The organism is Citrobacter freundii ATCC 8090 = MTCC 1658 = NBRC 12681 (genome assembly GCF_011064845.1).
GTDB lineage: Bacteria > Pseudomonadota > Gammaproteobacteria > Enterobacterales > Enterobacteriaceae > Citrobacter > Citrobacter freundii.
The window spans coordinates 675,705-701,532 of record NZ_CP049015.1; the positions used below are offsets into that span (position 1 = coordinate 675,705).

A 25,828-nucleotide genomic window follows, 5' to 3' on the forward strand; every position below is an offset into this window, starting at 1 on the left:
CGAGGTATGAGAGGGCGCATGACTGTAATGTAGCGTTATTTACCCGGATGGCAAATACATAAGCCATGCTAACGATCTATTGTAGTTATTTTAATTTTACAAATAACGTATTTATGCGTAATCATGTAATAATAGCTTGACAGTTTGGCTTTATCTGGATTGTAGTGCCAATACTTTTATTTTAATAAACGCCAAGGATAAGCAATTCACCCCGTTTATTGTTCGGAGTATTTTCCCGTGAATTAATGGCTATTAATTTATTCGGGAGAACTGAATTAAGTATGATTACGGACTGGTGAGTGTGGAGGGGATATGTTGCAAGGACGCTGCAAAAACGCAATTATTATTAGTAAATCACCGATTATACAGACCGGGCTTAAAGGTATAATACAGGCGCAGTTTGCCGATTACGAACTTACATACTGTTGTTCTGTTGAAGAACTAACATTATTACAACTACGGTACGCTGATTTGGTGATTGCTGATTTAACTGGAGACTGCAATTATCCTCGTTCAGTCTGCGAACAATATTATTCTTTATTATCTCAATACCGTGATATTCACTGGGTCTTTCTCGTCTCTCGTATTTTTTATCCTTTGGCTATTGAGCTACTGATGTGTCCTGTCAGTTCGCTGCTCTCTGATGCAGAGCCGATAGAAAGTTTAGTGAGCGTCATTCACGCAGGAAATGCGCGAGCAGAAAGAATAAGTAAGACACTACTTTCTCCACCTGCCATGCCGCAATTGTTAGATCATAGCGCGCGCTCAATAGTCCTCACTCTCTCTGAAAGGAAAGTGTTGCGCCTCCTTGGGAAAGGCTGGGGAATTAATCAGATTGCGATGTTGCTGAAGAAAAGCAATAAAACAATCAGTGCCCAAAAGAATAGCGCTATGCGTCGCTTGTCGATAAATAGCAATGCAGAAATGTATGCCTGGATAAATAGTTCTCAAGGATCGCGAGAACTTAATTTACCTTCAGTTTATGGAGAAACCACGGAATGGAAAGCAGAATCATCAAAAGAAACGTTGCACTGGTAGAAAAGTGTACAATGAGCAGTGTAGGTATTAATAGTTTATTTAATACCATGCCAGATGACCAATATAAACTTCATCTCTTTTCTAGCCAGCCCACTTTTAGTCAGGTAATGTTAAAGATGTCGTTTTCGGCAGTTATTTTTTCTCTCTCTGCAATCAGAAGCGATCGCAGAGCTGGGTTGGCCTATTTAACGGAACTGGCGATAAATTTTCCACGGATTCGCCGTGTGGTGATTGCCGATGATGACGCTGAAGCGCGTTTAATTGGCTCCTTGTCCCCCTTGCCGCTGGATGGCGTTGTGAGTAAAGCTTCTTCGTTAACGGTGCTACAGGACGCTTTATTTACGGCGTTAAGCTGCCCAAGCCGAGGAACCGAAAGCACGAAAAACCATTGGTATATTAATCAAAGCCGCATGCTCAGTCCGACAGAACGAGAAATACTGCGCTTTATGTCAAATGGCTATTCGATGCCGCAGATTGCCGCTCAGCTTGAACGGAACATTAAAACCATTCGGGCACACAAATTTAATGTGATGTCCAAACTGGGAGTAAGCTCAGATGCCGGGTTACTGGATGCTGCCGATATCCTGCTGTACCTGCGTGCTGGCGAGCCAGCGCCTTTTATGCAGGCGGCTTCGTGACAGGCAACGTTGACGTGCTTTGTGCCGGGTTTGGTCGCCGATTTGGCGCGTGAAGCATTACTGACACACGTCAACCCAGGTGGCAGAAGTCAGTTCAGCCATCCTCTCAGGCGTGATGCGAACCGCGCTGTGGATGGCACCTGCGGCAGGCAACACTTCAGCGTAGTGCTTCAGAGAAACATCACAGTACACTGAAATCGGTGTTTCTAATCCGAAGGGGCAAACGCCGCCAACGGGATGCCCCGTCGCGCTCACGACCTCATCACTACTCAACATACGGGCTTTGGCACCGAACGTACTCTTTAGCTTTTTATTATCCAGTCGGGCATCACCTTTTGCCACGACCAGGATGATGTCGTTCTTCACCTTTAGCGAAAGTGTTTTCGCTATCTGGCCAGGTTCAACGTTATGGGCTTTTGCTGCCAGATCAACGGTTGCTGTGCTCTGATCTAATTCGATAATCTCAATATCTGGTGCATGTTGCGCCAGGAATTGACGTACTGATTGCAAACTCATTCTTCTCTCCCTATCGCTTACAGATAACCCTGCACAGCAGAAAACATGCAGGATGTAATTTGTCATAGGGGCAACCGCACTGTAAATATTTTATTGTAACAATATAGCAACATCAGCAGTTTTTCGATCGTCTTCACAATCAAAGAAACCGGTTACAGTAACCGGTTGCAGAATGCTGAAATGACGATTAATACTGAAGTTGTCACTTCCTCTGTATCACATAATAAGAGCCATCTATGAAACTTAACTCGAATAGCGGTAGTGCTGGTGTTCCTCCCGGCACGGTTGCGAAAAGTGGTAATGGGCTTTACGTGGTGGTGTTGATGCCAACACGGTTGCAAGGTTTTGCACAACGGGAGAACGGCTATGTCTACTAACCATGCTGTGTTTAACGTGATTTTCCGCTTTGTTGAAAACTATGTTAGCCCTGTTGCCGGGCGCATCTCTTCACAACGTCATGTCATGGCTATTCGTGACGGTTTTATTTCGGCGATGCCTTTTATGATTGTAGGCTCTTTTCTGCTGGTTTTTGCCTATCCGCCGTTTTCTCCCGATACCACCTGGGGATTCGCCCGTGCGTGGCTGGATTTAGCAAAACAGTTTGAAGGCCAAATCCTCACACCGTTTGATATGACGATGGGGATCATGTCGGTCTACATATGTGCGGCTATTGCTTATAACCTGGGCAAGCACTATGTGAAGTCGTATCAGTTAGATCCGTTTATGTGTGCGATGCTATCAATCATGGCTTTTTTGCTGATTGCCGCGCCAAAAACCAAAGGCACGATGCCGGTTGATAGTCTGGGAGGAACGGGGATTTTCACCGCCATCCTGGTAGCCATTTACTGCGTTGAAATGATGCGCTTCCTGAAGGCGCACAACATTGGCATCCGTTTACCCGATCAGGTGCCGCCGATGATCAAAAACTCTTTCGATCTGCTGATCCCGGTGCTGGTGGTGGTGCTGACGCTGTACCCGCTAAGCCTGGCGATACAGTCGCAGTTTGACATGCTGATCCCGCAGGCCATTATGGCCATTTTCAAACCACTGGTGTCGGCTGCAGATTCTCTCCCGGCGATCCTGCTGGCGGTATTGATCGGCCATCTGCTGTGGTTTGCCGGTATTCACGGCGCGGCTATTGTGTCGGGAATGCTGCAAATGTTCTGGCTCACCAATCTCGGGATGAACCAGTCGGCGCTGGCGCAGGGTGCGCCGTTGCCGCATATCTTTATGGAAGCGTTCTGGACGTTCTTCATTGTGGTTGGTGGTTCCGGCGCGACGATGGGGTTGGTGATTTGCTATCTGCGGAGTCGTTCCGCTCATCTACGCTCGATTGGGCGTCTGAGCGTGGTCCCCAGCATTTTTAATATTAACGAACCGGTGATATTCGGTACGCCGATTGTCATGAACCCGGTGTTTTTTATCCCCTTCCTGCTGGCTCCGATGGTGAATGCGGTACTGGCGTGGGCGGCGATGAAACTGGATTTAATTGGGCGGGTAATTTCAGTGGTTCCCTGGACGGCCCCGGCACCGGTTGGCGCCGCATGGGCGTTAGGTTGGGATTATCGTGCGGCTATCCTGGTGGTGCTGTTGGCGCTGGTATCGGCCGTTATCTACTTCCCGTTCTTTAAGGTCTACGAAAAGCAGTTATTAGCGCAGGAAAAAGAAGAAGCGCAGCGTATGGAAGAGGAAAACCAGCAAGTTGCATAAATATCTGGCGAGGGGCTACGGCTCCTTGCTTACTTCAGCGTGCAGTCTCCGCATTGCTGAACGTCAGGCAGGCGATAGCGTTGGCAGCAGGTTCTGCGCACTAACAGCCCTTCACGCGGAACAACGGTACGCCATAGAGGATTATCCTGACCGCAGGAAAGTTGTTTCTCAAAAAAGCAGGTCTGGCGCAGCGTGGTCAGCAGTTCTTCACCTAACAACGGCTTCATTTCCGTTAAATACCAGTGAATTAAGTATCCGGTGTTGCTCCAGATAAGCTTTGCGTTGATCTCACCCGTTGCTTCCAGCGCCTGCACAACCGGCGTTAGCGCTGAGAGAATCAGTGTTTCCATGCGTTGTTGAGGAGACAGGGCTGTAGCCAGATGATCCTGATGGACATCGATCCAGAAGCAGGCTGCTCGGCCCGTTTCGTGGAATTCTACGTGCATGTGTTCAGGAGAGACGTCTATAGCCTCTTTTTGCGTCAGCAGGGCCACCATTAACGGAGGCATCATCAGGCCAATATACCATTGCGCCCAAAGAGATATCAGGGGCTTATTTTCGCGGGGCAGCGTGGGCTGGTTGCGATAGATATGGTCTGAATAAACAGCGAGCAATGAACTTAGCGTCGTCGGTTGCGTCCATTCATGCAGCGTCATTGCACCTGGCACAGGCGTTTCGTCAAGACGAATGAAGTCCAGCAAGTGCTCGCGAGTTTTGGCTATCGTTGCGCGTACGGCAGCAGCCAGCGAGGGCATCTCTGAGGGGAGATGGCTACGCCAGATGACATCTTCAACGATCGGTGCGGAACGATAAGCCATGTCGATATAAGGATGTTAATCTTAATGATAATGATTGCTAATCCTATAATTGGTGTTAGGCGATAGCAAGATCTTTGTCGCCATCTCGGGTGGCACCGCACAGAAAGCTCAGATAGAAGGGCAGTTTACCCGTAGCTCATCGCTGACCAGAGTATTGTTACGCCCAAGATTCTTGGCCTCGTAAAGGGCTTTATCCGCTTTGGCAATAGCAGCATCAATATCCTGTTCGACCAGAGGTGCAATGCCGATACTGACGGTTACGTTGGTTGCCACGCTCTCATTAAACATGTGAGGGATTTTAAGGTCGTACACTTTCTGGCGGATACGTTCGGCGGCAGCCTGGGCCTGCTGTGGATCGACTGCGGTCAGCAAAATCATAAACTCTTCACCGCCAAAACGCGCCACCACATCCCTGGAGCGGACGGAGTCTCGGATGGCGGCAGAAACACGGATCAACGCCTGGTCGCCCATCATATGTCCGTAATGATCGTTATAGGATTTGAAATGGTCGATATCCAGCAGCAGAACGAAGTGTCTCGAATTACTTAGGGCCAACAGCGTATCGAGCCGGTGTTGCAGCCCCCGGCGATTATACAAACCGGTTAGCGGGTCGAGCATGCTGAGCCCGTTCAGGGTTTCTCGTTCTTCCAGCAGTTTGTACATCAGTTGCTGAGCGAACCCATCGTAGCGCTTTTGTATCACATGCTGGATGGCGATACCGGCCATAGGCAGCGCCATAAAATAGAAAATCCGCAAACCATGCTCGCTGCCGTTAAGCCATAAACAAACGGCGACGGAGGGGAGTGAGTGGAGCGTAAACGCGATGATATTATTGGCAAAAGCGATAGAGCCAATAAACAGTACGCTGAGAAGCGCTATTAACAGGAAATAATAATCATTCTGACCTAAAGCATTATATTTCAATAATATGTGTAACGCCCATAACAAGCCAAAAACGATTGAAATAAAAGGGAGATTAATTCTTTTATCTGCGTATTTCCCATGCCATACCAGCAGCAGTGTACTCATCACCAGTATCAGCAACGCCGATACTGATAAGGCTTTGACCGCAAACAGTGGGAAAAAAAGCGTAAACAGCGCGGAGACTGCGTTGAGCAGCAGAAACAGTCGTAAAGAGAGTTGGTATTTTTTGGTGCGCAGAGTTCGCCAGGATTGTACTGTCATAGGTAAATATTGTTAGTTATCTGCAATGTACGAAGGTGTGTTGGTAAATAAAACAAATAACGAACGGGGTATCATTCGCAGAGGTTTTTATTGTTTTTAGTTGAAGAGCTAACCGGTGAGCAATTTATCACCTTGGGTTATTCATGTCATCAATCGTTAAGTAAAACTCATATAATTGATAGTGCTTCACGGCTGACAAATGAGAAATTTTATCATATGATATTGGTTATCATTATCAGTGTCATAGGTGGAATCATGTTGCAACGTACGCTGGGCAGTGGATGGGGTGTTCTGCTGCCGGGAATGCTGATTGCCGGGATGGCATATAGCGACCTGTCGGTCTACGTATGGAAGGTGATGATTGTATTAGGATTACTACTGACTTCGCTCATGTTGTACCACAAGCGTTTACGGCACTTTGTTTTGTTACCTTCATGCGCGGCGCTGATTGGTGGCATTGTTCTGGTAATGATGAACTGGAATCAGGGATGAACAAAACTAGAGAAGGAAATCGAGAGGGAAATAAGATAATTGGTGCGAGGGGGGGGACTCGAACCCCCACATCCTAAGGACACTAACACCTGAAGCTAGCGCGTCTACCAATTCCGCCACCTTCGCACAGTCATCTTATTTGTTTGATATCGCCTCGTTGGTGCGAGGGGGGGGACTCGAACCCCCACATCCTAAGGACACTAACACCTGAAGCTAGCGCGTCTACCAATTCCGCCACCTTCGCCCAGTGCGAGCAATATCAACGTGGATTATGGTGCGAGGGGGGGGACTTGAACCCCCACGTCCGAAAGGACACTAACACCTGAAGCTAGCGCGTCTACCAATTCCGCCACCTTCGCATACCATCGACACTCAAAAAGTATCGTTACCACGGAGGCGAATTCTAGAGATTTTATGCAGGGCGTCAACTGTTAATTATCGAACTTAACGTGATTGCCGAAAAAAAAGGCGTTTCTTCTGCTTTGGCGTTTTATGCAGGCCGGATAAGCGATAGCGCCATCCGGCGTTGCTCGGTGTCACGCCAGATGGCGGCGTAAACGCCTTATCTGGCCTACAGCGGTTAGGCTTTTTTCGCCTGGCGCGTCATGATGGTGCGATAGACCTTAAAGCGCCCGGTCTGCGCGATAACTTCGTGGAAGCCAAACACTTCATCCAGAACCTTCGGATAAGGCAGGAAGGCGTTTGCCACGATACGCAGTTCACCGCCACTGTTCAGATGACGCACGGCGCCGCGAATCAGCGTTTGCGCGGCATCAAGGCTGGTCTGCATTCCGTCGTGGAACGGTGGGTTGGAGATGATCATATCAAATCGGCCCGTTACGTCAGAAAAGACGTTACTGGCGATGACGTCACCTTCAATGCCATTGGCTGCAAGCGTTGCGCGGCTTGCTTCAACGGCGGCGGCGCTAACATCGCACAGGGTTAAGCGCACTTTCGGCGAGTGGCTGGCCAAGGCGACGGAGAGAACGCCTGCGCCACAGCCGACATCCAGCACTTTGCCTTTGGTGTGCGGCGTCAGCGTGGAGAGCAGCAGTTGGCTGCCAACATCCAGGCCGTCACGGCTGAAGACGCCCGGCAGCGTTTTGATGGTCAGATTTTCTGTCTGGTATTCATCCCAGTATTTTTCTGCATCAAAGACCGGCTGTTTTTCCAGACGACCGTGGTACAGGCCACAGCGACGTGCGCTGTCGACTTTGTTTAACGGTGCGTATTCGGCCAGCATCTGCTCTGCGCTACGTACGCCGCTGCGATTCTCACCGACAACAAAAATATCGGTGCCAACCGGTAACAGCGACAGAATGTTCATCAACTGGAACTGGGCTTCCGGCTTATTCTTCGGCCAGTAGTAGATCAGCGTATCGCTATCGGCAACGTCATCGGCCTGCGCGATGAGGCTGAAGCGGACGTTGTCGCCCATCTGGCGGTTAAGCACCTGCCAGTGGTGAAGCTGCTGAGTGTGCGCTCGGCTGGCGGCGCTTTCAAAATGGGCAGGCAGGTCATCCTGCAAATCACCGGCAAACAGAATACGGCTTTGTTCGAAATCATCACTGTGGCGCAGCAAGACTTCACTTGCCGGGGTAAAAGCAGACATGGAATGCTCCTTAAATTGTACAGCGGGGGATTATAGTTGTTTGATGGCACGGATTCGACAAATTTGCTATATTTGCGCCCCTGATAGACAGGAGTGTTTCGCTATGACATCCCGACGAGACTGGCAGTTACAGCAACTGGGCATTACGCAGTGGTCGTTGCGTCGTCCTGGCGCACTGCAGGGCGAGATCGCGATTTCCATTCCTGCGCATGTCCGTTTGGTGATGGTTGCTGCACAGTTACCCGCGCTAACCGAACCATTGATGAGCGATATTTTACGCGCATTAACCGTCAGCCCGGATCAGGTTTTACAACTGACGCCTGACCGTGTCGCCATGCTGCCGCAAGGCAGTCGCTGTAATAGCTGGCGGCTGGGAACCGAAGAGCCGCTGCTGCTGGAGGGCGCTCAGGTCGAGAGTCCTGCGTTTAATGAATTACGGGAAAACCCAGCGGCACGCGCCGCGTTATGGCAACAAATCTGCGCATATGAACACGATTTCTTCCCTCGAACCGACTGATTTACCCGCAGCATTTCATATTGAAAAACGCGCCCACGCTTTTCCGTGGAGTGAAAAAACATTTGCCAGCAACCAGGGCGATCGCTATCTCAATTTTCAGTTGAGGGTTGATGACGTGATGGCGGCTTTTGCGATTACGCAGGTCGTGCTGGATGAAGCTACGCTGTTCAATATTGCCGTCGATCCTGACTTTCAGCGCCGTGGGCTGGGGCGTGAGCTGTTGGAGCATTTGATCGATGAGCTGGAAAAGCGTGGCATTTTGACGCTGTGGCTTGAAGTGCGCGCTTCGAATGCGGCCGCTATCGCGCTGTACGAAAGCTTAGGCTTTAACGAGGCGACGATCCGTCGCAATTACTATCCAACGGCCGATGGTCACGAAGACGCCATCATCATGGCGTTGCCAATCAGCATGTAAGACAAGGTGTAATGATGAAGAAGTGGGACTGGATTTTCTTTGATGCCGACGAAACGCTGTTTACATTTGACTCGTTTACCGGCTTACAGCGGATGTTTCTCGACTATAGCATTACCTTTACCGCTGAAGATTTTCAGGACTACCAGGCCGTGAATAAACCGCTGTGGGTGGATTACCAAAACGGCGCGATTACCTCATTACAACTGCAGCATGCCCGTTTTCAGAGCTGGGCCGAACGCCTGAAGGTTGAACCGGGCCAGCTTAATGATGCATTCATCAATGCGATGGCGGAGATCTGCTCGCCGTTGCCGGGGGCGGTTTCTCTGCTCAATGCGATTCGTGATAAAGCGAAAATCGGCATCATTACTAACGGCTTTACCGCGTTGCAGCAAATCCGCCTTGAGCGGACGGGGCTGCGCGATTATTTCGATCTGCTGGTGATTTCTGAGCAGGTTGGGGTGGCAAAACCTGATTCCCGTATTTTTGACCATGCGCTGGAGCAGGCGGGCAATCCTGACCGTTCTCGCGTGCTAATGGTGGGTGACACCGCAGAGTCCGATATTCTTGGCGGCATTAACGCCGGGCTATCCACCTGCTGGCTAAATACGCATCACCGCGAGCAGCCAGCGGGCATTCAGCCGACCTGGACCGTAGCGTCATTAAGCGAACTGGAGCAGCTCCTGTGTAAACACTGATTGCCTCCCCCCCGTTGATGGGTAAAATAGCCGCAATTTTTCGTATTCAACTTGCCCGGCCCGTTGCCGTGCTTACCTAAGAAGATTTGACTATGACGTTGTCTCCTTATTTGCAAGAGGTGGCCAAACGCCGCACTTTTGCCATTATTTCTCACCCGGATGCCGGTAAAACGACAATTACTGAAAAGGTACTGTTATTCGGACAGGCCATTCAGACCGCCGGTACGGTAAAAGGCCGTGGCTCCAGCCAGCATGCAAAATCTGACTGGATGGAAATGGAAAAGCAACGTGGTATCTCCATTACCACCTCTGTGATGCAGTTTCCGTATCATGACTGTCTGGTGAACCTGCTGGACACCCCGGGGCACGAAGACTTCTCCGAAGATACCTATCGTACTCTGACGGCGGTGGACTGCTGCCTGATGGTTATCGATGCTGCAAAAGGCGTTGAAGATCGTACCCGTAAGCTGATGGAAGTTACCCGTCTGCGCGATACGCCGATCCTGACCTTTATGAACAAACTCGACCGTGACATCCGCGATCCGATGGAGCTGCTGGATGAAGTTGAGAACGAACTGAAAATCGGCTGTGCGCCGATCACCTGGCCGATTGGCTGCGGTAAGTTGTTCAAAGGTGTCTACCACCTTTATAAAGATGAAACTTACCTGTATCAGACCGGTAAAGGCCACACCATTCAGGAAGTGCGTGTTGTTAAAGGTCTTAACAACCCGGAACTTGATACTGCCGTGGGTGAAGACCTGGCGCAGCAGCTGCGTGACGAGCTGGAGCTGGTGCAGGGCGCGTCCAACGAGTTCGACCATGAGTTGTTCCTTGCGGGCGAAATCACCCCGGTCTTCTTCGGTACCGCGTTGGGTAACTTCGGCGTTGACCATATGCTGGATGGCTTAGTGGAGTGGGCGCCTGCGCCGATGCCGCGTAAAACCGACACCCGCGTCGTCGAAGCCTCAGAAGAGAAGTTCACCGGTTTCGTGTTTAAAATTCAGGCCAACATGGACCCGAAACACCGTGACCGTGTGGCGTTCATGCGTGTGGTATCCGGCAAGTATGAGAAAGGCATGAAAATGCGCCAGGTGCGCATTGGTAAAGACGTGGTGATCTCCGATGCACTCACCTTTATGGCCGGTGACCGTTCTCATGTGGAAGAAGCGTATCCGGGCGATATTCTCGGCCTGCATAACCACGGCACAATCCAGATCGGCGATACCTTTACCCAAGGCGAAATGATGAAGTTCACCGGTATTCCGAACTTCGCGCCGGAGCTGTTCCGTCGTATTCGCCTGAAGGATCCATTGAAGCAGAAACAGCTGCTTAAAGGGCTGGTTCAGCTTTCAGAAGAGGGTGCAGTGCAGGTATTCCGTCCGATCGCCAACAACGATCTGATCGTCGGTGCGGTGGGTGTGCTGCAGTTTGACGTGGTGGTTTCACGTCTGAAGAGCGAGTACAACGTTGAAGCGATTTATGAATCCGTCAATGTGGCGACTGCACGCTGGGTAGAATGTTCTGACGTGAAGAAATTCGAAGAATTTAAGCGTAAGAACGAAATTCAGCTGGCGCTGGATGGCGGCGATAACCTCACCTATATCGCGCCAACCATGGTTAACCTGAATCTCACCCAGGAACGTTATCCGGACGTTCAGTTCCGTAAAACACGCGAACACTAATCGACCTTCCAGGGCACGGTATCCGCCGTGCCCTGCAACTTTCCCTGTCTTTTAAATCCCTTGCGGAATGTTCTTAAAACTTCGCGTTTTTCTTTTGTTTGCCTGTTTTTTAGTCAAATTGGGCAGCGATCACGAAATCCTGAACTATATTTAACAATGTGATGACATAAATATCGGCGTTAAATGCTTTTTAGGCTGCCTGTTGCAGCTTCTATTGCTGATATTTATTCCACTTACAAAATTAGTTGCTGGTTCAGGCCGTGTAACGGCAGAGCCTGGCTTTTAGCAAAACATACAGGAATACATCGATGACAATGACAGGACTTAAGATTTCTAAAACGCTGCTGGCCGTGATGCTGACCTCCGCTGTTGCAACGGGTTCTGCTTATGCAGAAAACGCCACGACGGATAAAGCGCAATCCGGCGTCGAAAGTGCGGGGCAGAAAGTCGATAGCTCTATGAACAAAGTCGGTAATTTCATGGATGACAGCACCATCACCGCGAAAGTAAAAGCCGCGCTGGTGGACCACGATAGCATTAAGAGCACCGATATTTCCGTCAAGACCGATCAGAAAGTAGTAACGCTAAGCGGCTTTGTTGAAAGCCAGGCGCAGGCTGAAGAAGCGGTGAAAGTGGCGAAAGGCGTTGAGGGTGTGACCTCCGTTAGCGACAAACTGCACGTGCGTGATAGTAAAGAAACCTCCGTTAAAGGCTATGCGGGCGATACGGCAATCACCAGTGAAGTAAAAGCCAAGCTGCTGGCCGATGATATTGTCCCTTCACGCAAGGTGAAAGTTGAGACCACCGATGGCGTTGTGCAACTTTCAGGCTCTGTCGATTCACAAGCTCAAAGCGATCGCGCTGAGAGCATCGCCAAAGCGATCGATGGCGTGAAAAGCGTCAAAAACGACCTCAAAACTCACTAATTAGACTTAATTCGCCCTCCTGACGTTTGTCGGGAGGCGTATTGTGCACCACACTGAAAATATCGCCGATGGGTAGCCTGAGCGCTCATATCAAGCGGTGAAATTAACTATGGTAAAGGAGAAGCATATGTTTCGATGGGGCATCATATTTCTGGTTATCGCGTTAATTGCCGCTGCACTGGGTTTTGGTGGACTGGCGGGTACCGCTGCAGGCGCAGCGAAAATTGTTTTTGTGGTGGGTATCATTCTGTTTCTGGTCAGCCTGTTCACCGGGCGTAAACGACCCTAGTACGTAAACCGTAAAGATAACTTGCTACTGAGCCAGTCCAGCGGACTGGCTTTTACGGTTTTAGCTGCAGGCAATTTGCGTTACTTTGTTGTCCTATTACAAAAACAACAGGAAGGCAGAGGTGGGGCAGAGAATACCCGTCACGCTCGGTAATATCGCGCCGTTATCGTTACGTCCGTTTCAACCTGGCAGTATGGCGCTGGTGTGCGAGGGCGGGGGACAAAGAGGCATCTTCACCGCAGGCGTACTGGATGAATTCATGCGCGCGCAGTTCAATCCCTTTGATCTCTTCTACGGGACGTCCGCTGGTGCGCAAAACCTTTCAGCTTATCTCTGTAACCAGCCCGGTTACGGTCGTAAAGTCATCATGCGTTACACTACCCGACGTGAGTTTTTTGACCCGGTGCGCTTTGTGCGCGGGGGAAACTTAATCGATCTCGACTGGCTGGTGGATTCGACCTCGTCCCAAATGCCGCTGGCGATGGACAACGCTGAGCGCTTGTTTGCCGCGGGGAAAGCGTTTTATATGTGCGCCTGTCGGGGTGATGACTACACGCCGGGCTATTTTTCGCCGAACCGGCAAAACTGGCTCGATCTTATTCGTGCCTCCAGCGCGATTCCCGGGTTCTACCGCACAGGGGTTGTGCTGGACGGCGTGAATTACCTGGATGGGGGCGTCAGCGACGCCATTCCCGTGCAGGAAGCGGCGAAGCAGGGGGCGAAAACGCTGGTGGTTATCCGCACTGTGCCTTCGCAAATGTATTACACCCCGCAGTGGTTCAAGCGTATGGAACGCTGGCTGGGCGAAAGCAGCCTGCAACCACTGTTGAATCTGGTGCAGCACCATGAAGCCACCTATCGCGCGATTCAGAGCTTTATTGAGAAACCGCCGGGCAAGCTGCGTATCTTTGAGATTTACCCTCCCAAACCGCTCCACAGCATGGCGTTGGGAAGCCGTATTCCGGCCTTGCGGGAAGACTACAAAACCGGACGTCTGTGCGGTCGTTACTTCCTCGCTACCGTCGGCAAACTGCTGGGGAAAAACGTGCCGCTGCCTCGTCAGACGCCGAAGATTGTGGTGCCGGGACCGGTGGTGGTTCCTCCCGCGCCGGTGGCCAACGATGCCCACGCGCCGGTGGTGGCCAATGCGCCTCAGGCCAACGATACAACGTTTAATAATGAGGATTTGGCGTGAGTTATCGTTTTATCGATACGCACTGTCACTTTGATTTCCCGCCGTTTACCGGCGATGAACCTGCCAGCATTCAGCGCGCGGCGGAGGTTGGTGTACAGAGCATTATCGTTCCGGCCACCCAGGCGGCGAATTTTTCCCGTGTACTGGCGTTAGCGGAAAATTATCCTCCGTTATTTGCCGCGCTTGGTCTACATCCCATTGTTATTGAACAACATAGTGATGACTGCCTGGACCAGTTGCAACAGGTGCTGGATAAGCGCCCACAAAAGCTGGTGGCGGTAGGTGAGATTGGATTGGATCTGTATCGCGACGATCCGCAATTCGACAAGCAAGAGCGAGTGCTGGAAGCGCAACTTAAGCTGGCGAAGCGGTACGAACTGCCGGTGATCCTGCATTCGCGACGCACGCATGACAAGCTGGCGATGTACCTTAAACGCCATGCTTTGCCACGAACAGGCGTGGTGCATGGGTTTTCCGGGAGCGTGCAGCAGGCCGAACGCTTTGTGCAACTGGGATACAAAATTGGCGTGGGCGGCACCATTACCTATCCGCGCGCCAGTAAAACCCGCGAGGTAATGGCGCAGTTGCCGCTCGAGTCGCTGTTGCTGGAAACCGACGCGCCGGATATGCCGCTCAACGGCTTTCAGGGGCAGCCTAATCGCCCGGAGCAGGTAGTCAGAGTCTTTGACGTCTTATGTGAACTGCGCCCGGAACCTGCGGACGTGATCGCTGACGCGCTGTATCGTAATACCACGGCGTTGTTTGATTTTTGAATTCCGGATGCGGCGCTATTGCATCGCATCCGGCCATCACAGGTACAGCGCCGGGAAAATCAAATTATCCACCCCACGTTCGCGCAATCTTTGCGCCAGGTGTTCCACATCCTCCGGCGTGGCGCTCGGCCAGTCCTTCGCTTCGCCATACACCCCGTGCGCATGAAAGGCATTCAGCCGTACCGGCACGTCACCTGAACCTCTGATAAACGCCGCCAGCGCATCAATATGCTGTAGATAATCCACCTGACCAGGGATAACCAGCAGGCGCAGTTCCGCAAGTTTCCCTTGCCCGGACAGAAAGGTAATGCTTTGTTTAATCAGCGTGTTATCGCGACCGGTCAACTGACGATGACACGTGCTGTCCCAGGCTTTTAAATCCAGCATTACGCCGTCGCACACCGGCAGCAGCTTCTGCCAGCCGGTTTCGCTCAGCATGCCATTGCTGTCGACCATACAGGTCAAGTGTTGCAGTTGCGGATCGGTTTTGATCGCACGAAACAGCGCCACAATAAACGGTAGCTGGGTTGTCGCTTCGCCGCCGCTGACCGTAATTCCCTCAATAAACAGTGCTGCCTTGCGAATATGCTGCAGCACCTCATCAACGCTCATGGTCTGCGCCATCGGCGTGGCCTGCTGGGGGCACATATGAAGGCAGGTGTCACACTGCTGACACAAATCGGACTGCCACCACACTTTCCCCGCGCTCAGGCTCAGCGCCTCATGCGGGCAATGCAGCACACACTCCCCGCAGTCGTTGCAGCGTCCCATCGTCCACGGATTGTGGCAATTTTTACAGCGCAGATTACATCCCTGCAGAAACAGAGCCAGGCGACTGCCCGGCCCGTCGACGCAGGAGAAAGGGATAATCTTACTTACCGAAGCGCATCTGCTGTTCATGGCTAATCACGCGAGGTTGTCGTTCCAGAATGCGCGTATTACGCGCTGCTTCTTCGCCAAGCCAGGTGGTGTTGGTGCGAGAACCTTCGGCGCGATATTTTTCCAGATCCGACAGACGCACCATGTAACCCGTAACGCGAACCAGATCGTTGCCGCTCACGTTGGCGGTAAACTCACGCATCCCGGCTTTAAATGCGCCGAGGCACAGTTGCACCAGCGCCTGAGGATTGCGCTTGATGGTTTCATCCAGCGTGAGAATGTCGCTGATCCCGGCGTGATAAAACGCGTGATGTGGCGCGACGGTTTGCAGATGAGTGATCGGGTCTGGTTCATCGCCGTAAGGCAGGCGTGCACCCGGTGTGGTGCCGATGTCAGAACTGATCCCCGACTGTGCATGCAGCATCGCGCGCTGCTTCCAGCCATATTTCACCGGGGTGCTTTCGACAAACTCCGCCAATTGGGCGCTGATGCGATAGCCAAGCTGATTGGCGAACTCATCTTTTCCGTAGCGCGCATTTTGTCCCGCCTTATCGCACAGTAGATTCACCGCCTCCGCCAGGCCATACATGCCGAACATAGGCACAAAACGTTCGGGATCAATCAACCCTTCCTGCACGAGGAAGCTATTCTCAAAGAAATGTGATTTTTCATAGAGGAATTCACATCGTGAATCAATGATGGCGATTTGCTGTTGACAATAGTGCGGTAGGGTGCGCGTAAAGAAGTCATCGACAGAGGCGCTGCGCTCTGCGATGGCTTTCAGATTAAGCCTGACCAGCGTGCTACCACCCCCGGCGAGCGGCAAAGAGTTGTAACAGCTGACGACGCCATACTGACTTTTTGTGAAAATTTTATCATTTTCAGGGCCATTGGAAATATGCGGCTTACTGCACTCGCAGATATTTTTCGCCACGCTGAGCAGCAGATCGTCAGGTGTGATTTGCGGGTCATAAATGAATGTCAGATTAGGCGAAACCTGCTTTAATTCTGCATCTGCGCGTAAAATTGCACGGGTAACTGGAGTATCGGCGGGGCCGATATTGGCATGCATAAACGCGTCTGGCAGGGTTCTGTCGAGATAACGCCAGAAACGTTTTATTCGAATATCGATCTCTTCTTGTGTTAGAATTCTAACATACGGTTGCAGCAGCGCATCGAGCTGGCCGAGATAAACCGGCATCGACGTCACTGACGGAACGTGGTGGTACATGATGGTGAGTAAGGATAACGCATCATCAAGATCGCTGGCGCCTTCCAGCTCCAGCCACGATGAACCATTGGCCAGAAAACGCGCGTAATCGGGTAAAACGTAGCGCGGTTTGAACGGGGCATGACCTTCGTACATATCGCAGATTACCCCATCATCCAGCGCCTGACGTGCCTGTGCAGGTAGTTGCGGATAAGGCAGCGCGTTTTCAGCTTCCAGCGCCAGAAAGTGGCGTTTCTGCTCAGGGCTGAGCACCGGGCTGGTCACGATTTGTTGGCAACGCTGTTGCAGCGCGAGTTCGCTTGAAGTGGGCATCGTTGATTCCTTTTTGTCCCGAAGGTGTAACGCCATTGTAGAAAGCAACGCCGCCACAACCTTTGATCCGGATGCGCCTGATGCCACGGCATCCCTTTAGAAAAGGTAATTTATTTGAAGTAGATCTCATTAGAGTAATGCAAATCTGTATGTGGTTTTCATTAACTGTGATGTATATCGAAGTGTAATAGCGAGCGGATGTTAGAATACTAACAAACTCGCAAGGTGAAATTTTATACGGCGATGCCGTTGGAGAATGTTATGACCGATTTAACAGCAAGCAGCCTGCGTGCACTGAAACTGATGGACCTGACCACCCTGAATGACGACGACACCAATGAAAAAGTGATCGCGCTGTGTCATCAGGCGAAGACCCCGGTTGGCAACACCGCCGCAATCTGTATCTATCCGCGTTTCATCCCTATTGCGCGTAAGACTCTGAAAGAGCAGGGTACGCCGGATATCCGCATTGCAACCGTCACCAACTTCCCGCACGGCAACGACGACATCGAGATTGCGCTGGCGGAAACCCGCGCGGCGATCGCCTACGGTGCCGATGAAGTTGACGTGGTGTTCCCGTACCGTGCGCTGATCGCCGGTAACGAGCAGATTGGTTTTGATCTGGTTAAAGCTTGCAAAGACGCGTGTGCGGCGGCAAACGTGCTGCTGAAAGTGATCATCGAAACCGGTGAGCTGAAAGAAGAAGCACTGATTCGCAAAGCGTCTGAAATCTCCATCAAAGCCGGTGCTGATTTCATCAAAACGTCTACCGGTAAAGTGCCGGTCAATGCGACGCCGGAAAGCGCACGCATCATGATGGAAGTGATCCGCGACATGGGTGTTTCTAAAACAGTAGGTTTCAAACCGGCTGGCGGCGTGCGTACTGCAGAAGATGCACAGCAGTTCCTGGCGATTGCCGATGAACTGTTTGGCGCTGACTGGGCTGATTCTCGTCACTACCGTTTTGGCGCATCCAGCCTGCTGGCTAGCTTGCTGAAAGCGCTGGGTCACGGCGACGGCAAGAGCGCAAGCAGCTACTAAGCCCGTAGGCCGGATAAGGCGCAGCCGCCATCCGGCATTAAGACGACTGCCGGGTGGCGCGTTGCTTACCCGGCTTACAACGGCCTTCTACTCTTTTCCCCTGGGGGTTACCGTGTTTCTCGCACAAGAAATTATTCGTAAAAAACGTGATGGTCATGCGCTGAGCGATGAAGAAATTCGTTTTTTTATCAATGGCATTCGCGACAATACCATCTCTGAAGGGCAAATCGCCGCCCTGGCGATGACCATTTTTTTCCACGATATGACAATGCCTGAGCGTGTTTCGCTGACCATGGCAATGCGTGATTCAGGAACCGTGCTGGACTGGAAAAGCCTGCAGTTGAACGGCCCGATTGTGGATAAACACTCTACCGGCGGTGTAGGTGACGTAACGTCACTGATGTTAGGCCCGATGGTTGCTGCGTGCGGCGGCTATATTCCGATGATCTCCGGGCGTGGCCTGGGGCATACCGGCGGTACGCTCGATAAACTGGAAGCGATTCCTGGATTTGACATCTTCCCGGACGACACGCGTTTCCGTGAAATTATTAAAGACGTGGGTGTGGCGATTATTGGGCAAACCAGCTCGCTCGCACCGGCGGATAAACGTTTTTATGCCACCCGCGATATTACCGCGACGGTGGATTCCATCCCGCTGATTACCGGTTCCATTCTGGCGAAAAAACTGGCGGAAGGGCTGGATGCGCTGGTGATGGATGTGAAAGTGGGCAGCGGTGCTTTTATGCCGACCTACGAGCTTTCTGAAGCCCTTGCTGAAGCGATTGTCGGCGTGGCAAACGGTGCGGGTGTACGTACCACCGCGCTGTTAACTGATATGAACCAGGTGTTGGCCTCCAGCGCAGGTAACGCGGTCGAAGTCCGCGAAGCGGTGCAGTTCCTGACCGGTGAATACCGCAATCCACGTCTGTTAGACGTCACCATGGCGCTGTGCGTGGAAATGCTGATCTCCGGCAACCTGGCGAAAGATGACGCCGAAGCCCGTGCGAAATTGCAGACGGTGCTGGATAACGGCAAAGCAGCAGAGATTTTTGGTCGCATGGTGGCGGCGCAAAAAGGCCCGACCGATTTCGTCGAAAATTATGCGAAGTACCTGCCGACGGCAATGCTCAGCAAAGCGGTATATGCTGATACCGAAGGCTTTGTCAGCGCGATGGATACCCGTGCGCTGGGAATGGCGGTTGTTTCCATGGGTGGCGGTCGTCGTCAGGCATCGGACACCATTGATTACAGCGTTGGCTTTAGCGATATGGCGCGTCTGGGCGACAGCGTAGACGGACAGCGTCCACTGGCGGTGATCCACGCCAAAGACGAAGCCAGCTGGCAGGAAGCGGCGAAAGCGGTCAAAGCGGCAATTAGCCTTGACGATAAAGCGCCAGAAATTACACCGACAGTCTATCGTCGTATTACCGAATAACTGTATACTGATCTGATCGCTTTTTTGCGGCGCAGATGTATGGAGAACAAGATGAAACGTGCATTTATTATGGTGCTGGACTCCTTTGGTATTGGTGCGACTGAAGATGCGGATCGCTTTGGCGACGTAGGTTCAGACACTATGGGACACATTGCAGAAGCCTGTGCGAAAGGTGAAGCTGACAATGGTCGCAAAGGTCCACTGAATCTGCCTAACCTGACCCGTCTGGGCCTGGTGAAAGCTCACGAAGGTTCTACTGGTAAAATTGCTGCTGGCATGGACGGCAACGCGGAAGTGATTGGTGCCTACGCATGGGCGCATGAACTTTCTTCCGGGAAAGACACGCCGTCTGGCCACTGGGAAATCGCGGGTGTTCCGGTTCTGTTTGACTGGGGATATTTCTCCGATCATGAAAACAGCTTCCCGCAAGAACTGCTGGATAAACTGGTAAAACGTGCCAACCTGCCGGGCTACCTCGGCAACTGCCACTCTTCTGGTACCGTGATCCTGGATCAACTGGGTGAAGAGCATATGAAAACCGGCAAGCCGATTTTCTATACCTCCGCTGACTCCGTGTTCCAGATTGCCTGCCACGAAGAGACTTTTGGCCTGGATAAGCTCTATGAGCTGTGCGAAATCGCCCGTGAAGAGCTGACCGAAGGTGGTTACAACATCGGTCGTGTTATCGCCCGTCCGTTTATCGGTGATAAAGCCGGTAACTTCCAGCGTACCGGTAACCGCCACGACCTGGCCGTTGAGCCGCCAGCACCGACCGTGCTGCAGAAACTGGTCGACGAAAAAGATGGTCACGTGGTTTCCGTCGGTAAAATCGCGGATATCTACGCTAACTGCGGCATCACCAAAAAAGTGAAAGCCACCGGTCTGGACGCGCTGTTCGACGCCACCATCAAAGAGATGAAAGAAGCCGGTGATAAGACCATCGTCTTCACCAACTTCGTTGATTTCGACTCTTCCTGGGGACATCGTCGCGATATCGCCGGTTATGCTGCGGGCCTGGAACTGTTCGACCGCCGTCTGCCTGAGCTGATGGAGCTGGTGGGTGAAGATGACATTCTGATCCTGACCGCTGACCACGGCTGCGACCCAAGCTGGACCGGCACTGACCATACCCGTGAACACATTCCGGTACTGGTTTACGGCCCAAAAGTGAAACCTGGTTCTTTAGGTCACCGTGAAACCTTCGCGGATATCGGTCAGACGCTGGCGAGCTACTTTGGTACGTCGCCGATGGACTACGGTAAAAATATGCTCTGATGCAATTGCCCGGTGGCGCTTCGCTTACCGGGCCTACGGTTTTGTAGGCCGGGTAAGGCGCAACCGCCACCCGGTAAAAACAACAATATAAAAGGAACTGAAGATGGCAACTCCACATATTAATGCAGAAATGGGTGATTTCGCTGACGTCGTATTGATGCCGGGCGACCCACTGCGTGCAAAGCATATTGCTGAAACTTTCCTCGAAGATGTTCGTGAAGTGAACAACGTTCGCGGTATGTTAGGCTTCACCGGTACTTACAAGGGCCGTAAGATTTCCGTAATGGGCCACGGTATGGGTATCCCGTCCTGCTCCATCTACACCAAAGAGCTAATCACCGACTTCGGCGTGAAGAAAATCATTCGCGTAGGCTCCTGCGGCGCTGTGCGTATGGACGTTAAACTGCGTGACGTGGTTATCGGTATGGGTGCTTGCACCGACTCCAAAGTTAACCGTATCCGTTTTAAAGATCATGACTTTGCAGCTATTGCTGACTTCGACATGGTGCGTAACGCAGTTGATGCGGCAAAAGCGCTGGGTGTAGACGCTCGCGTTGGCAACCTGTTCTCCGCTGACCTGTTCTACTCTCCGGACGGTGAAATGTTCGACGTGATGGAAAAATACGGCGTGCTGGGCGTGGAAATGGAAGCGGCGGGTATCTACGGCGTGGCGGCGGAATTCGGTGCGAAAGCGCTGACCATCTGCACCGTATCCGACCATATCCGTACCCACGAGCAGACCACTGCCGCTGAGCGTCAGACGACCTTCAACGACATGATCAAAATCGCACTGGAATCCGTTCTGCTGGGCGATAAAGAGTAAGTTTTGTTGTGGCCCGGAGGCGCTGCGCTGGCCGGGCCTACGGGAATGCCGCTATTAATGCCTGATGGCGCTTCGCTTATCAGGCCTACGGGAGCGGTCTTGTAGGCCGGATAAGGCGCAGCCGCCATCCGGCAATTCGCCACTAATCGCTTAGCGCACGGCCTTTGCTACCCAAGCAGCCAGCTCACGCAACTCGCTTTCCTGATCTGGATACTCCGCAAGCAGCGCTTCACAAGTCTGCTGTAAAATATCGGCGCGATACTGGCAGCCCTGTAGTCGTTCTGCCAGTACTTCCAGCGGCGCAGGATTGAGGCTATCGGTGTAGACTTGGGTGCGGGTAATCACGCCTTTTTCGACGTCAAAATGAAGCTCTACGCCGCCCCAGGTGAAACGTTCGTCCAGTAAATGTGAAAAAGCAGGCGCCTGGCCAAAATTCCACTCCCAACTGCTCTGGCGGGCAAATGTTTCGGCGAAGTTCGGCAGATCCGGCGCTTTGTCTGGGGAGATGATCTCGGCTTCTACGCGTTCGCCGTAGTGGGCGAAAAAGGCTTCCGTGATGGCCTGACAGACCTGTTGATGAGTGATGCCCGGTAACAGCTCGGTCAAATTCGCTACGCGCGAGCGAACCGAAGTGATGCCTTTGGCGGCAAGTTTCTTTTTATCGGGATTGAGATAGTTTGCCAGGCGGCTGAGATCGGCATTCAACAGCAGCGTGCCGTGGTGGAATCCGCGATCTTTCGTTTCCCGATAAGCAGAGCCGGAAACTTTGCGATCGCCGTCCGGCGTTTTCACCACCAGATCGTTACGCCCGGAGGCATCAGCTTCTACGCCCAGCGAATTCAGCGCATTGAGGACGATCGCGGTGGAGATGGTTTTGTCGTATTCCGGTTTACCAGCCATAAAGGTAAAGCAGGTATTGCCTAAGTCATGGAACACCGCGCCGCCACCGCTGCTGCGCCTGGCGAGCCGCACGTTGTCTTCTTCCATGCGGCGTGTATTACACTCTTTCCACGGGTTTTGCGCCCGGCCAATTACCACCGTATCGGCGTTACGCCACAAGAACAGAACGCGCTGCGTGGCGGGCATCTGGCGAAAAATGCACTCTTCGACCGCGAGGTTAAACCACGGATCGTAAGAGTCTGAGATAAGCAGGCGTAGTGTTGTCATGGTTGATTTCCCTTCTGTTTTACAGTTTTTACAGCTTTTATTCTATCTTCTCGTTGTCTTCTTCCTGCACCGGTTTGTTGGCAGTGAGAAGGAAAGGAGATTGCTGCCAGCGGGTACGCTTACCTTGCAATAAGGTGCGGGTCAGCACTACACCGATTGCCAGTGACAGTAGCAGCATCAGGCGTAAGATGTTGGTGGTGTTATCCACCTGCTTGGCTTCAGTGGCAAGAGTGTGGGTATCCAGCGTCAGTCGCAGATAGCCCAGCGGACCATTTTTTCCCTGAATGGGTTCGACGATCTGCTGGTTAAAATAGCCCCCGGCTTTTTTGCCGTCGAGCGCCAGACGATCACGAACATTGACGCTCTCACCGGTGCGCGTAATCAGGTCTCCCTGTTCGTCGTACACGCCTGCGTCCAGAATACGGCTACTCTCCGTCAACTGCGTGAGCACCGCCTTAATACGCTTTTCATCCGGCGTTTCAGTACGCATCAGCGGGGCGACGTTCAGCGAGACCTGACGGGCCAGCGTGCGGGCCAGCTCTTCGAGCTGCGGATTACGCTGCTGCTGGTGGCTTTGACTAAACCAGGAAGCCCCCTGCATCAGCGCGACGAGCAGCGCAAGGCAGGACAATACAATCACTGCACGATGAAGTCGGAATTTCAGTTTTGTGCGAGCCATATTCCACCTGCTGAAAATTTGAGACTTAATGTTGCCAGAAGCGCTGGTTACAGGGTAGCCTCATGCGTTATTTTCCCCTGATGATTCCGACCCGAACGATTTTACAGGAGCTTTAATGCCTAACATTACCTGGTGCGATCTACCTGAAGATGTCTCTCTGTGGCCAGGTCTGCCCCTCTCTTTAAGCGGTGATGAAGTGATGCCGCTGGATTACCACGCGGGCCGCAGTGGCTGGCTGCTGTACGGTCGTGGGCTGGATAAACAACGGTTAACGCAATACCAGAGTAAACTGGGCGCGGCGATGGTGATCGTGGCGGCGTGGTGCGTTGAGGATTATCAGGTAATTCGTCTGGCGGGCTCGTTAACGCCGCGTGCGGCAAAACTGGCGCATGACGCCAAACTGGATGTTGCGCCGCTGGGTAAAATTCCGCATCTGCGCACGCCGGGTTTACTGGTGATGGACATGGATTCAACGGCTATCCAGATCGAATGCATTGATGAAATTGCTAAACTGGCCGGAACCGGCGAGATGGTTGCCGAAGTCACCGAACGCGCAATGCGCGGCGAGCTGGACTTTACCGCCAGCCTGCGCAGCCGCGTGGCGACGCTGAAGGGCGCTGATGCCAATATTCTGCACCAGGTGCGCGAAACATTGCCGCTAATGCCAGGCCTGACTCAGTTGGTGTTAAAACTGGAAACGCTTGGCTGGAAAGTGGCTATCGCTTCCGGCGGGTTTACTTTCTTTGCCGATTATCTGCGCAACAAGCTGCGCCTGACGGCAGCTGTGGCGAATGAGCTGGAGATCATGGACGGTAAATTTACTGGCAACGTGATCGGCGATATCGTCGATGCTCAGTACAAAGCCAGTACTCTGACCCGCCTGGCGCAAGAATATGAGATCCCGATGGCGCAGACGGTGGCGATCGGCGACGGTGCCAACGATCTGCCGATGATCAAAACGGCCGGGCTGGGGATTGCGTATCATGCGAAACCCAAAGTGAATGAAAAGACGGAGATTACTATCCGTCACGCTGACCTGATGGGCGTGTTCTGCATTCTCTCTGGCAGTATGAATCAGAAATAATGAGGTAAAACGTGGCAAAAGCTCCTAAACGCGCCTTTGTTTGTAATGAATGCGGGGCCGATTACCCGCGCTGGCAGGGGCAATGCAGCGCCTGTCAGGCCTGGAATACCATTACCGAGGTGCGCCTTGCCGCATCGCCAACGGTGGCGCGCAACGAGCGACTCAGCGGCTACGCCGGAAATGCGGGCGTTGCAAAAGTGCAGAAGCTCTCTGACATCAGCCTTGAGGAACTGCCGCGTTTTTCTACCGGATTTAAAGAGTTTGACCGCGTGCTCGGCGGTGGTGTGGTACCCGGCAGCGCCATACTGATTGGCGGTAACCCTGGCGCGGGCAAATCAACGCTGCTGTTGCAAACGCTGTGCAGGCTCGCCGAGCAGATGAAAACCCTGTACGTCACCGGCGAAGAGTCGCTGCAACAGGTGGCGATGCGCGCGCATCGGCTTGGCCTGCCGACGGCGAACCTGAACATGCTGTCGGAAACCAGTATCGAACAAATTTGCCTGATTGCTGAAGAAGAACAACCGAAGCTGATGGTGATCGACTCCATTCAGGTGATGCACATGGCGGATATTCAGTCTTCGCCGGGCAGCGTGGCGCAGGTGCGTGAAACCGCTGCTTACCTGACGCGCTTTGCTAAAACGCGCGGCGTGGCGATTGTGATGGTCGGCCACGTCACCAAAGATGGCTCGCTGGCCGGGCCGAAGGTACTGGAGCACTGTATTGACTGCTCGGTGTTGCTCGACGGCGACGCCGATTCCCGCTTCCGTACACTGCGTAGCCATAAAAACCGCTTTGGCGCGGTGAATGAGCTGGGCGTCTTTGCCATGACGGAACAGGGGCTGCGTGAAGTCAGCAACCCTTCTGCAATTTTCTTAAGCCGTGGCGATGAAGTCACTTCCGGTAGTTCGGTGATGGTAGTCTGGGAAGGCACGCGCCCGCTGCTGGTCGAGATTCAGGCGCTGGTCGATCACTCAATGATGGCGAACCCGCGTCGTGTGGCGGTCGGTCTGGAACAGAACCGTCTGGCGATTCTGCTGGCAGTGTTACATCGTCATGGCGGCTTGCAGATGGCGGATCAGGACGTGTTCGTTAACGTAGTTGGCGGCGTAAAAGTCACCGAAACCAGCGCCGACCTGGCGTTGCTGCTGGCAATGGTCTCCAGCCTGCGCGACAGGCCGCTGCCACAGGATTTAGTGGTCTTTGGCGAAGTGGGGTTGGCGGGAGAAATCCGTCCGGTACCCAGCGGGCAGGAGCGTATTTCGGAGGCGGCGAAACACGGTTTTCGCCGGGCGATTGTTCCTGCCGCTAACGTACCGAAAAAAGTACCGGAAGGGATGCAGGTCTTTGGCGTTAAGAAGCTTGCGGATGCGTTAAGCGTGTTTGACGACCTATAATCAAATA

General features: G+C 52.5%; 26 protein-coding genes and 3 tRNA genes. 18 read left to right on the forward strand and 11 right to left on the reverse strand.

Going from position 1 to position 25,828, the window contains the following annotated elements:
• The first annotated feature begins 312 nt into the window (after nt 1–312).
• A complete protein-coding gene (locus G4551_RS03315; RefSeq protein WP_003837239.1) occupies nt 313–1,038 on the forward strand; it encodes a helix-turn-helix transcriptional regulator in 726 nt (241 codons plus the stop codon).
• Nucleotides 999–1,676 (forward strand): DNA-binding transcriptional activator BglJ, encoded by a 678-nt coding sequence (bglJ, locus tag G4551_RS03320; RefSeq protein WP_042268876.1) that lies wholly within the window; start codon nt 999–1,001, stop codon nt 1,674–1,676. Before G4551_RS03315 ends, bglJ begins: the two co-directional genes overlap by 40 nt.
• Before the next feature lie 57 nt (nt 1,677–1,733).
• Here the strand turns inward: bglJ and G4551_RS03325 are convergent, their stop codons facing one another.
• On the reverse strand, nt 1,734–2,192 hold the full coding sequence (locus tag G4551_RS03325; RefSeq protein ID WP_003019114.1) for a YbaK/EbsC family protein: 459 nt from the start codon (nt 2,190–2,192) through the stop codon (nt 1,734–1,736).
• Nucleotides 2,193–2,558: 366 nt separating this feature from the next.
• On the opposite strand from G4551_RS03325, the gene G4551_RS03330 reads away from it, so the two are divergent.
• The gene (locus G4551_RS03330; protein WP_003837245.1) at nt 2,559–3,902 is read left to right on the forward strand and encodes a PTS sugar transporter subunit IIC; all 1,344 of its coding nucleotides are present in this window, start codon (nt 2,559–2,561) and stop codon (nt 3,900–3,902) included.
• Between the two features lie 29 nt (nt 3,903–3,931).
• Here G4551_RS03330 and fhuF read toward each other — a convergent pair whose 3' ends face one another.
• Together fhuF and G4551_RS03340 are read right to left on the reverse strand one after the other, a co-directional pair.
• Nucleotides 3,932–4,720 carry a siderophore-iron reductase FhuF gene (fhuF, locus tag G4551_RS03335; RefSeq protein ID WP_003837247.1) on the reverse strand — a complete coding sequence of 263 codons (789 nt, stop codon included), beginning with the start codon at nt 4,718–4,720 and terminating at the stop codon, nt 3,932–3,934.
• A 108-nt stretch (nt 4,721–4,828) separates the two neighbouring features.
• The gene (locus tag G4551_RS03340) at nt 4,829–5,905 is read right to left on the reverse strand and encodes a GGDEF domain-containing protein (protein WP_003837249.1); all 1,077 of its coding nucleotides are present in this window, start codon (nt 5,903–5,905) and stop codon (nt 4,829–4,831) included.
• Nucleotides 5,906–6,160: 255 nt separating this feature from the next.
• On the opposite strand from G4551_RS03340, the gene G4551_RS03345 reads away from it, so the two are divergent.
• Nucleotides 6,161–6,397, forward strand: coding sequence for a DUF1435 domain-containing protein (locus tag G4551_RS03345; protein WP_003019100.1), 237 nt, complete (start codon nt 6,161–6,163; stop codon nt 6,395–6,397).
• A gap of 40 nt (nt 6,398–6,437) precedes the next feature.
• Here G4551_RS03345 and G4551_RS03350 read toward each other — a convergent pair.
• From G4551_RS03350 to rsmC, 4 genes are all read right to left on the reverse strand, one after another.
• Nucleotides 6,438–6,523: transfer RNA gene (locus tag G4551_RS03350), tRNA-Leu, on the reverse strand.
• A 32-nt stretch (nt 6,524–6,555) separates the two neighbouring features.
• A tRNA-Leu gene (locus G4551_RS03355) sits at nt 6,556–6,641 on the reverse strand.
• Nucleotides 6,642–6,669: 28 nt separating this feature from the next.
• A tRNA-Leu gene (locus G4551_RS03360) sits at nt 6,670–6,756 on the reverse strand.
• Between the two features lie 221 nt (nt 6,757–6,977).
• Entirely contained in the window at nt 6,978–8,009 is a 1,032-nt protein-coding gene (gene rsmC, locus G4551_RS03365; protein WP_003837251.1) for a 16S rRNA (guanine(1207)-N(2))-methyltransferase RsmC, read from the reverse strand.
• Nucleotides 8,010–8,112: 103 nt separating this feature from the next.
• Between rsmC and holD the strand changes: the two genes are divergently transcribed.
• The 8 genes from holD (at nt 8,113) to G4551_RS03405 (ending at nt 14,501) form a co-directional block, all read left to right on the forward strand.
• Nucleotides 8,113–8,526, forward strand: a complete 414-nt coding sequence (holD, locus tag G4551_RS03370) for a DNA polymerase III subunit psi (protein ID WP_003837254.1) — start codon at nt 8,113–8,115, stop codon at nt 8,524–8,526.
• Entirely contained in the window at nt 8,495–8,941 is a 447-nt protein-coding gene (gene rimI / locus G4551_RS03375) for a ribosomal protein S18-alanine N-acetyltransferase (RefSeq protein WP_003019092.1), read from the forward strand. Before holD ends, rimI begins: the two co-directional genes overlap by 32 nt.
• Nucleotides 8,942–8,955: 14 nt before the next feature.
• Nucleotides 8,956–9,636, forward strand: a complete 681-nt coding sequence (gene yjjG, locus G4551_RS03380; RefSeq protein WP_003019088.1) for a pyrimidine 5'-nucleotidase — start codon at nt 8,956–8,958, stop codon at nt 9,634–9,636.
• 92 nt (nt 9,637–9,728) lie between these two features.
• Nucleotides 9,729–11,318, forward strand: a complete 1,590-nt coding sequence (gene prfC / locus G4551_RS03385) for a peptide chain release factor 3 (protein ID WP_003019086.1) — start codon at nt 9,729–9,731, stop codon at nt 11,316–11,318.
• A gap of 308 nt (nt 11,319–11,626) precedes the next feature.
• Nucleotides 11,627–12,244 (forward strand): molecular chaperone OsmY, encoded by a 618-nt coding sequence (gene osmY, locus G4551_RS03390; RefSeq protein ID WP_003837258.1) that lies wholly within the window; start codon nt 11,627–11,629, stop codon nt 12,242–12,244.
• 127 nt (nt 12,245–12,371) lie between these two features.
• Nucleotides 12,372–12,533 (forward strand): DUF1328 domain-containing protein, encoded by a 162-nt coding sequence (locus G4551_RS03395; RefSeq protein WP_003019081.1) that lies wholly within the window; start codon nt 12,372–12,374, stop codon nt 12,531–12,533.
• A 121-nt stretch (nt 12,534–12,654) separates the two neighbouring features.
• The gene (locus G4551_RS03400) at nt 12,655–13,728 is read left to right on the forward strand and encodes a patatin-like phospholipase family protein (RefSeq protein ID WP_003837277.1); all 1,074 of its coding nucleotides are present in this window, start codon (nt 12,655–12,657) and stop codon (nt 13,726–13,728) included.
• Nucleotides 13,725–14,501, forward strand: a complete 777-nt coding sequence (locus G4551_RS03405; RefSeq protein WP_003019050.1) for a metal-dependent hydrolase — start codon at nt 13,725–13,727, stop codon at nt 14,499–14,501. The genes G4551_RS03400 and G4551_RS03405 overlap by 4 nt, the downstream gene beginning before the upstream one ends.
• A gap of 36 nt (nt 14,502–14,537) precedes the next feature.
• Here the strand turns inward: G4551_RS03405 and G4551_RS03410 are convergent, their stop codons facing one another.
• Nucleotides 14,538–15,401 carry a YjjW family glycine radical enzyme activase gene (locus tag G4551_RS03410; RefSeq protein ID WP_003837280.1) on the reverse strand — a complete coding sequence of 288 codons (864 nt, stop codon included), beginning with the start codon at nt 15,399–15,401 and terminating at the stop codon, nt 14,538–14,540.
• Complete coding sequence (locus G4551_RS03415; protein WP_003837282.1) at nt 15,373–16,923, reverse strand: YjjI family glycine radical enzyme; 1,551 nt, start codon at nt 16,921–16,923, stop codon at nt 15,373–15,375. The genes G4551_RS03410 and G4551_RS03415 overlap by 29 nt, the downstream gene beginning before the upstream one ends.
• A gap of 261 nt (nt 16,924–17,184) precedes the next feature.
• Here G4551_RS03415 and deoC point away from each other — a divergent pair, with 261 nt between their 5' ends.
• From deoC to deoD, 4 genes are all read left to right on the forward strand, one after another.
• A complete protein-coding gene (gene deoC, locus G4551_RS03420; RefSeq protein WP_003019042.1) occupies nt 17,185–17,964 on the forward strand; it encodes a deoxyribose-phosphate aldolase in 780 nt (259 codons plus the stop codon).
• Nucleotides 17,965–18,076: 112 nt separating this feature from the next.
• On the forward strand, nt 18,077–19,399 hold the full coding sequence (gene deoA / locus G4551_RS03425; RefSeq protein ID WP_003837284.1) for a thymidine phosphorylase: 1,323 nt from the start codon (nt 18,077–18,079) through the stop codon (nt 19,397–19,399).
• Nucleotides 19,400–19,450: 51 nt separating this feature from the next.
• Nucleotides 19,451–20,674 (forward strand): phosphopentomutase, encoded by a 1,224-nt coding sequence (gene deoB, locus G4551_RS03430; RefSeq protein WP_003019037.1) that lies wholly within the window; start codon nt 19,451–19,453, stop codon nt 20,672–20,674.
• 103 nt (nt 20,675–20,777) lie between these two features.
• Nucleotides 20,778–21,497 carry a purine-nucleoside phosphorylase gene (gene deoD, locus G4551_RS03435; RefSeq protein ID WP_000224864.1) on the forward strand — a complete coding sequence of 240 codons (720 nt, stop codon included), beginning with the start codon at nt 20,778–20,780 and terminating at the stop codon, nt 21,495–21,497.
• 150 nt (nt 21,498–21,647) lie between these two features.
• On the opposite strand, the gene lplA is transcribed toward deoD, so the two are convergent.
• Together lplA and G4551_RS03445 are read right to left on the reverse strand one after the other, a co-directional pair.
• Nucleotides 21,648–22,664, reverse strand: coding sequence for a lipoate--protein ligase LplA (gene lplA / locus G4551_RS03440; protein ID WP_003019035.1), 1,017 nt, complete (start codon nt 22,662–22,664; stop codon nt 21,648–21,650).
• 37 nt (nt 22,665–22,701) lie between these two features.
• The gene (locus tag G4551_RS03445) at nt 22,702–23,343 is read right to left on the reverse strand and encodes a YtjB family periplasmic protein (protein ID WP_003837287.1); all 642 of its coding nucleotides are present in this window, start codon (nt 23,341–23,343) and stop codon (nt 22,702–22,704) included.
• 115 nt (nt 23,344–23,458) lie between these two features.
• On the opposite strand from G4551_RS03445, the gene serB reads away from it, so the two are divergent.
• Nucleotides 23,459–24,427 (forward strand): phosphoserine phosphatase, encoded by a 969-nt coding sequence (serB, locus tag G4551_RS03450; RefSeq protein WP_003019027.1) that lies wholly within the window; start codon nt 23,459–23,461, stop codon nt 24,425–24,427.
• Between the two features lie 11 nt (nt 24,428–24,438).
• On the forward strand, nt 24,439–25,821 hold the full coding sequence (gene radA, locus G4551_RS03455; RefSeq protein ID WP_001728171.1) for a DNA repair protein RadA: 1,383 nt from the start codon (nt 24,439–24,441) through the stop codon (nt 25,819–25,821).
• The last annotated feature ends 7 nt before the right edge of the window (nt 25,822–25,828 follow it).

What these genes read in the sequence shown, in the direction of transcription:
- G4551_RS03315 (WP_003837239.1), top strand. Translation starts at nt 313, where the DNA reads ATGTTGCAAGGACGCTGCAAAAACGCAATTATTATTAGTAAATCACCG.
- bglJ (WP_042268876.1), top strand. Translation starts at nt 999, where the DNA reads ATGGAAAGCAGAATCATCAAAAGAAACGTTGCACTGGTAGAAAAGTGT.
- G4551_RS03325 (WP_003019114.1), bottom strand. Translation starts at nt 2,192, where the DNA reads ATGAGTTTGCAATCAGTACGTCAATTCCTGGCGCAACATGCACCAGAT.
- G4551_RS03330 (WP_003837245.1), top strand. Translation starts at nt 2,559, where the DNA reads ATGTCTACTAACCATGCTGTGTTTAACGTGATTTTCCGCTTTGTTGAA.
- fhuF (WP_003837247.1), bottom strand. Translation starts at nt 4,720, where the DNA reads ATGGCTTATCGTTCCGCACCGATCGTTGAAGATGTCATCTGGCGTAGC.
- G4551_RS03340 (WP_003837249.1), bottom strand. Translation starts at nt 5,905, where the DNA reads ATGACAGTACAATCCTGGCGAACTCTGCGCACCAAAAAATACCAACTC.
- G4551_RS03345 (WP_003019100.1), top strand. Translation starts at nt 6,161, where the DNA reads ATGTTGCAACGTACGCTGGGCAGTGGATGGGGTGTTCTGCTGCCGGGA.
- rsmC (WP_003837251.1), bottom strand. Translation starts at nt 8,009, where the DNA reads ATGTCTGCTTTTACCCCGGCAAGTGAAGTCTTGCTGCGCCACAGTGAT.
- holD (WP_003837254.1), top strand. Translation starts at nt 8,113, where the DNA reads ATGACATCCCGACGAGACTGGCAGTTACAGCAACTGGGCATTACGCAG.
- rimI (WP_003019092.1), top strand. Translation starts at nt 8,495, where the DNA reads ATGAACACGATTTCTTCCCTCGAACCGACTGATTTACCCGCAGCATTT.
- yjjG (WP_003019088.1), top strand. Translation starts at nt 8,956, where the DNA reads ATGAAGAAGTGGGACTGGATTTTCTTTGATGCCGACGAAACGCTGTTT.
- prfC (WP_003019086.1), top strand. Translation starts at nt 9,729, where the DNA reads ATGACGTTGTCTCCTTATTTGCAAGAGGTGGCCAAACGCCGCACTTTT.
- osmY (WP_003837258.1), top strand. Translation starts at nt 11,627, where the DNA reads ATGACAATGACAGGACTTAAGATTTCTAAAACGCTGCTGGCCGTGATG.
- G4551_RS03395 (WP_003019081.1), top strand. Translation starts at nt 12,372, where the DNA reads ATGTTTCGATGGGGCATCATATTTCTGGTTATCGCGTTAATTGCCGCT.
- G4551_RS03410 (WP_003837280.1), bottom strand. Translation starts at nt 15,401, where the DNA reads ATGAACAGCAGATGCGCTTCGGTAAGTAAGATTATCCCTTTCTCCTGC.
- G4551_RS03415 (WP_003837282.1), bottom strand. Translation starts at nt 16,923, where the DNA reads ATGCCCACTTCAAGCGAACTCGCGCTGCAACAGCGTTGCCAACAAATC.
- deoC (WP_003019042.1), top strand. Translation starts at nt 17,185, where the DNA reads ATGACCGATTTAACAGCAAGCAGCCTGCGTGCACTGAAACTGATGGAC.
- deoB (WP_003019037.1), top strand. Translation starts at nt 19,451, where the DNA reads ATGAAACGTGCATTTATTATGGTGCTGGACTCCTTTGGTATTGGTGCG.
- deoD (WP_000224864.1), top strand. Translation starts at nt 20,778, where the DNA reads ATGGCAACTCCACATATTAATGCAGAAATGGGTGATTTCGCTGACGTC.
- lplA (WP_003019035.1), bottom strand. Translation starts at nt 22,664, where the DNA reads ATGACAACACTACGCCTGCTTATCTCAGACTCTTACGATCCGTGGTTT.
- G4551_RS03445 (WP_003837287.1), bottom strand. Translation starts at nt 23,343, where the DNA reads ATGGCTCGCACAAAACTGAAATTCCGACTTCATCGTGCAGTGATTGTA.
- serB (WP_003019027.1), top strand. Translation starts at nt 23,459, where the DNA reads ATGCCTAACATTACCTGGTGCGATCTACCTGAAGATGTCTCTCTGTGG.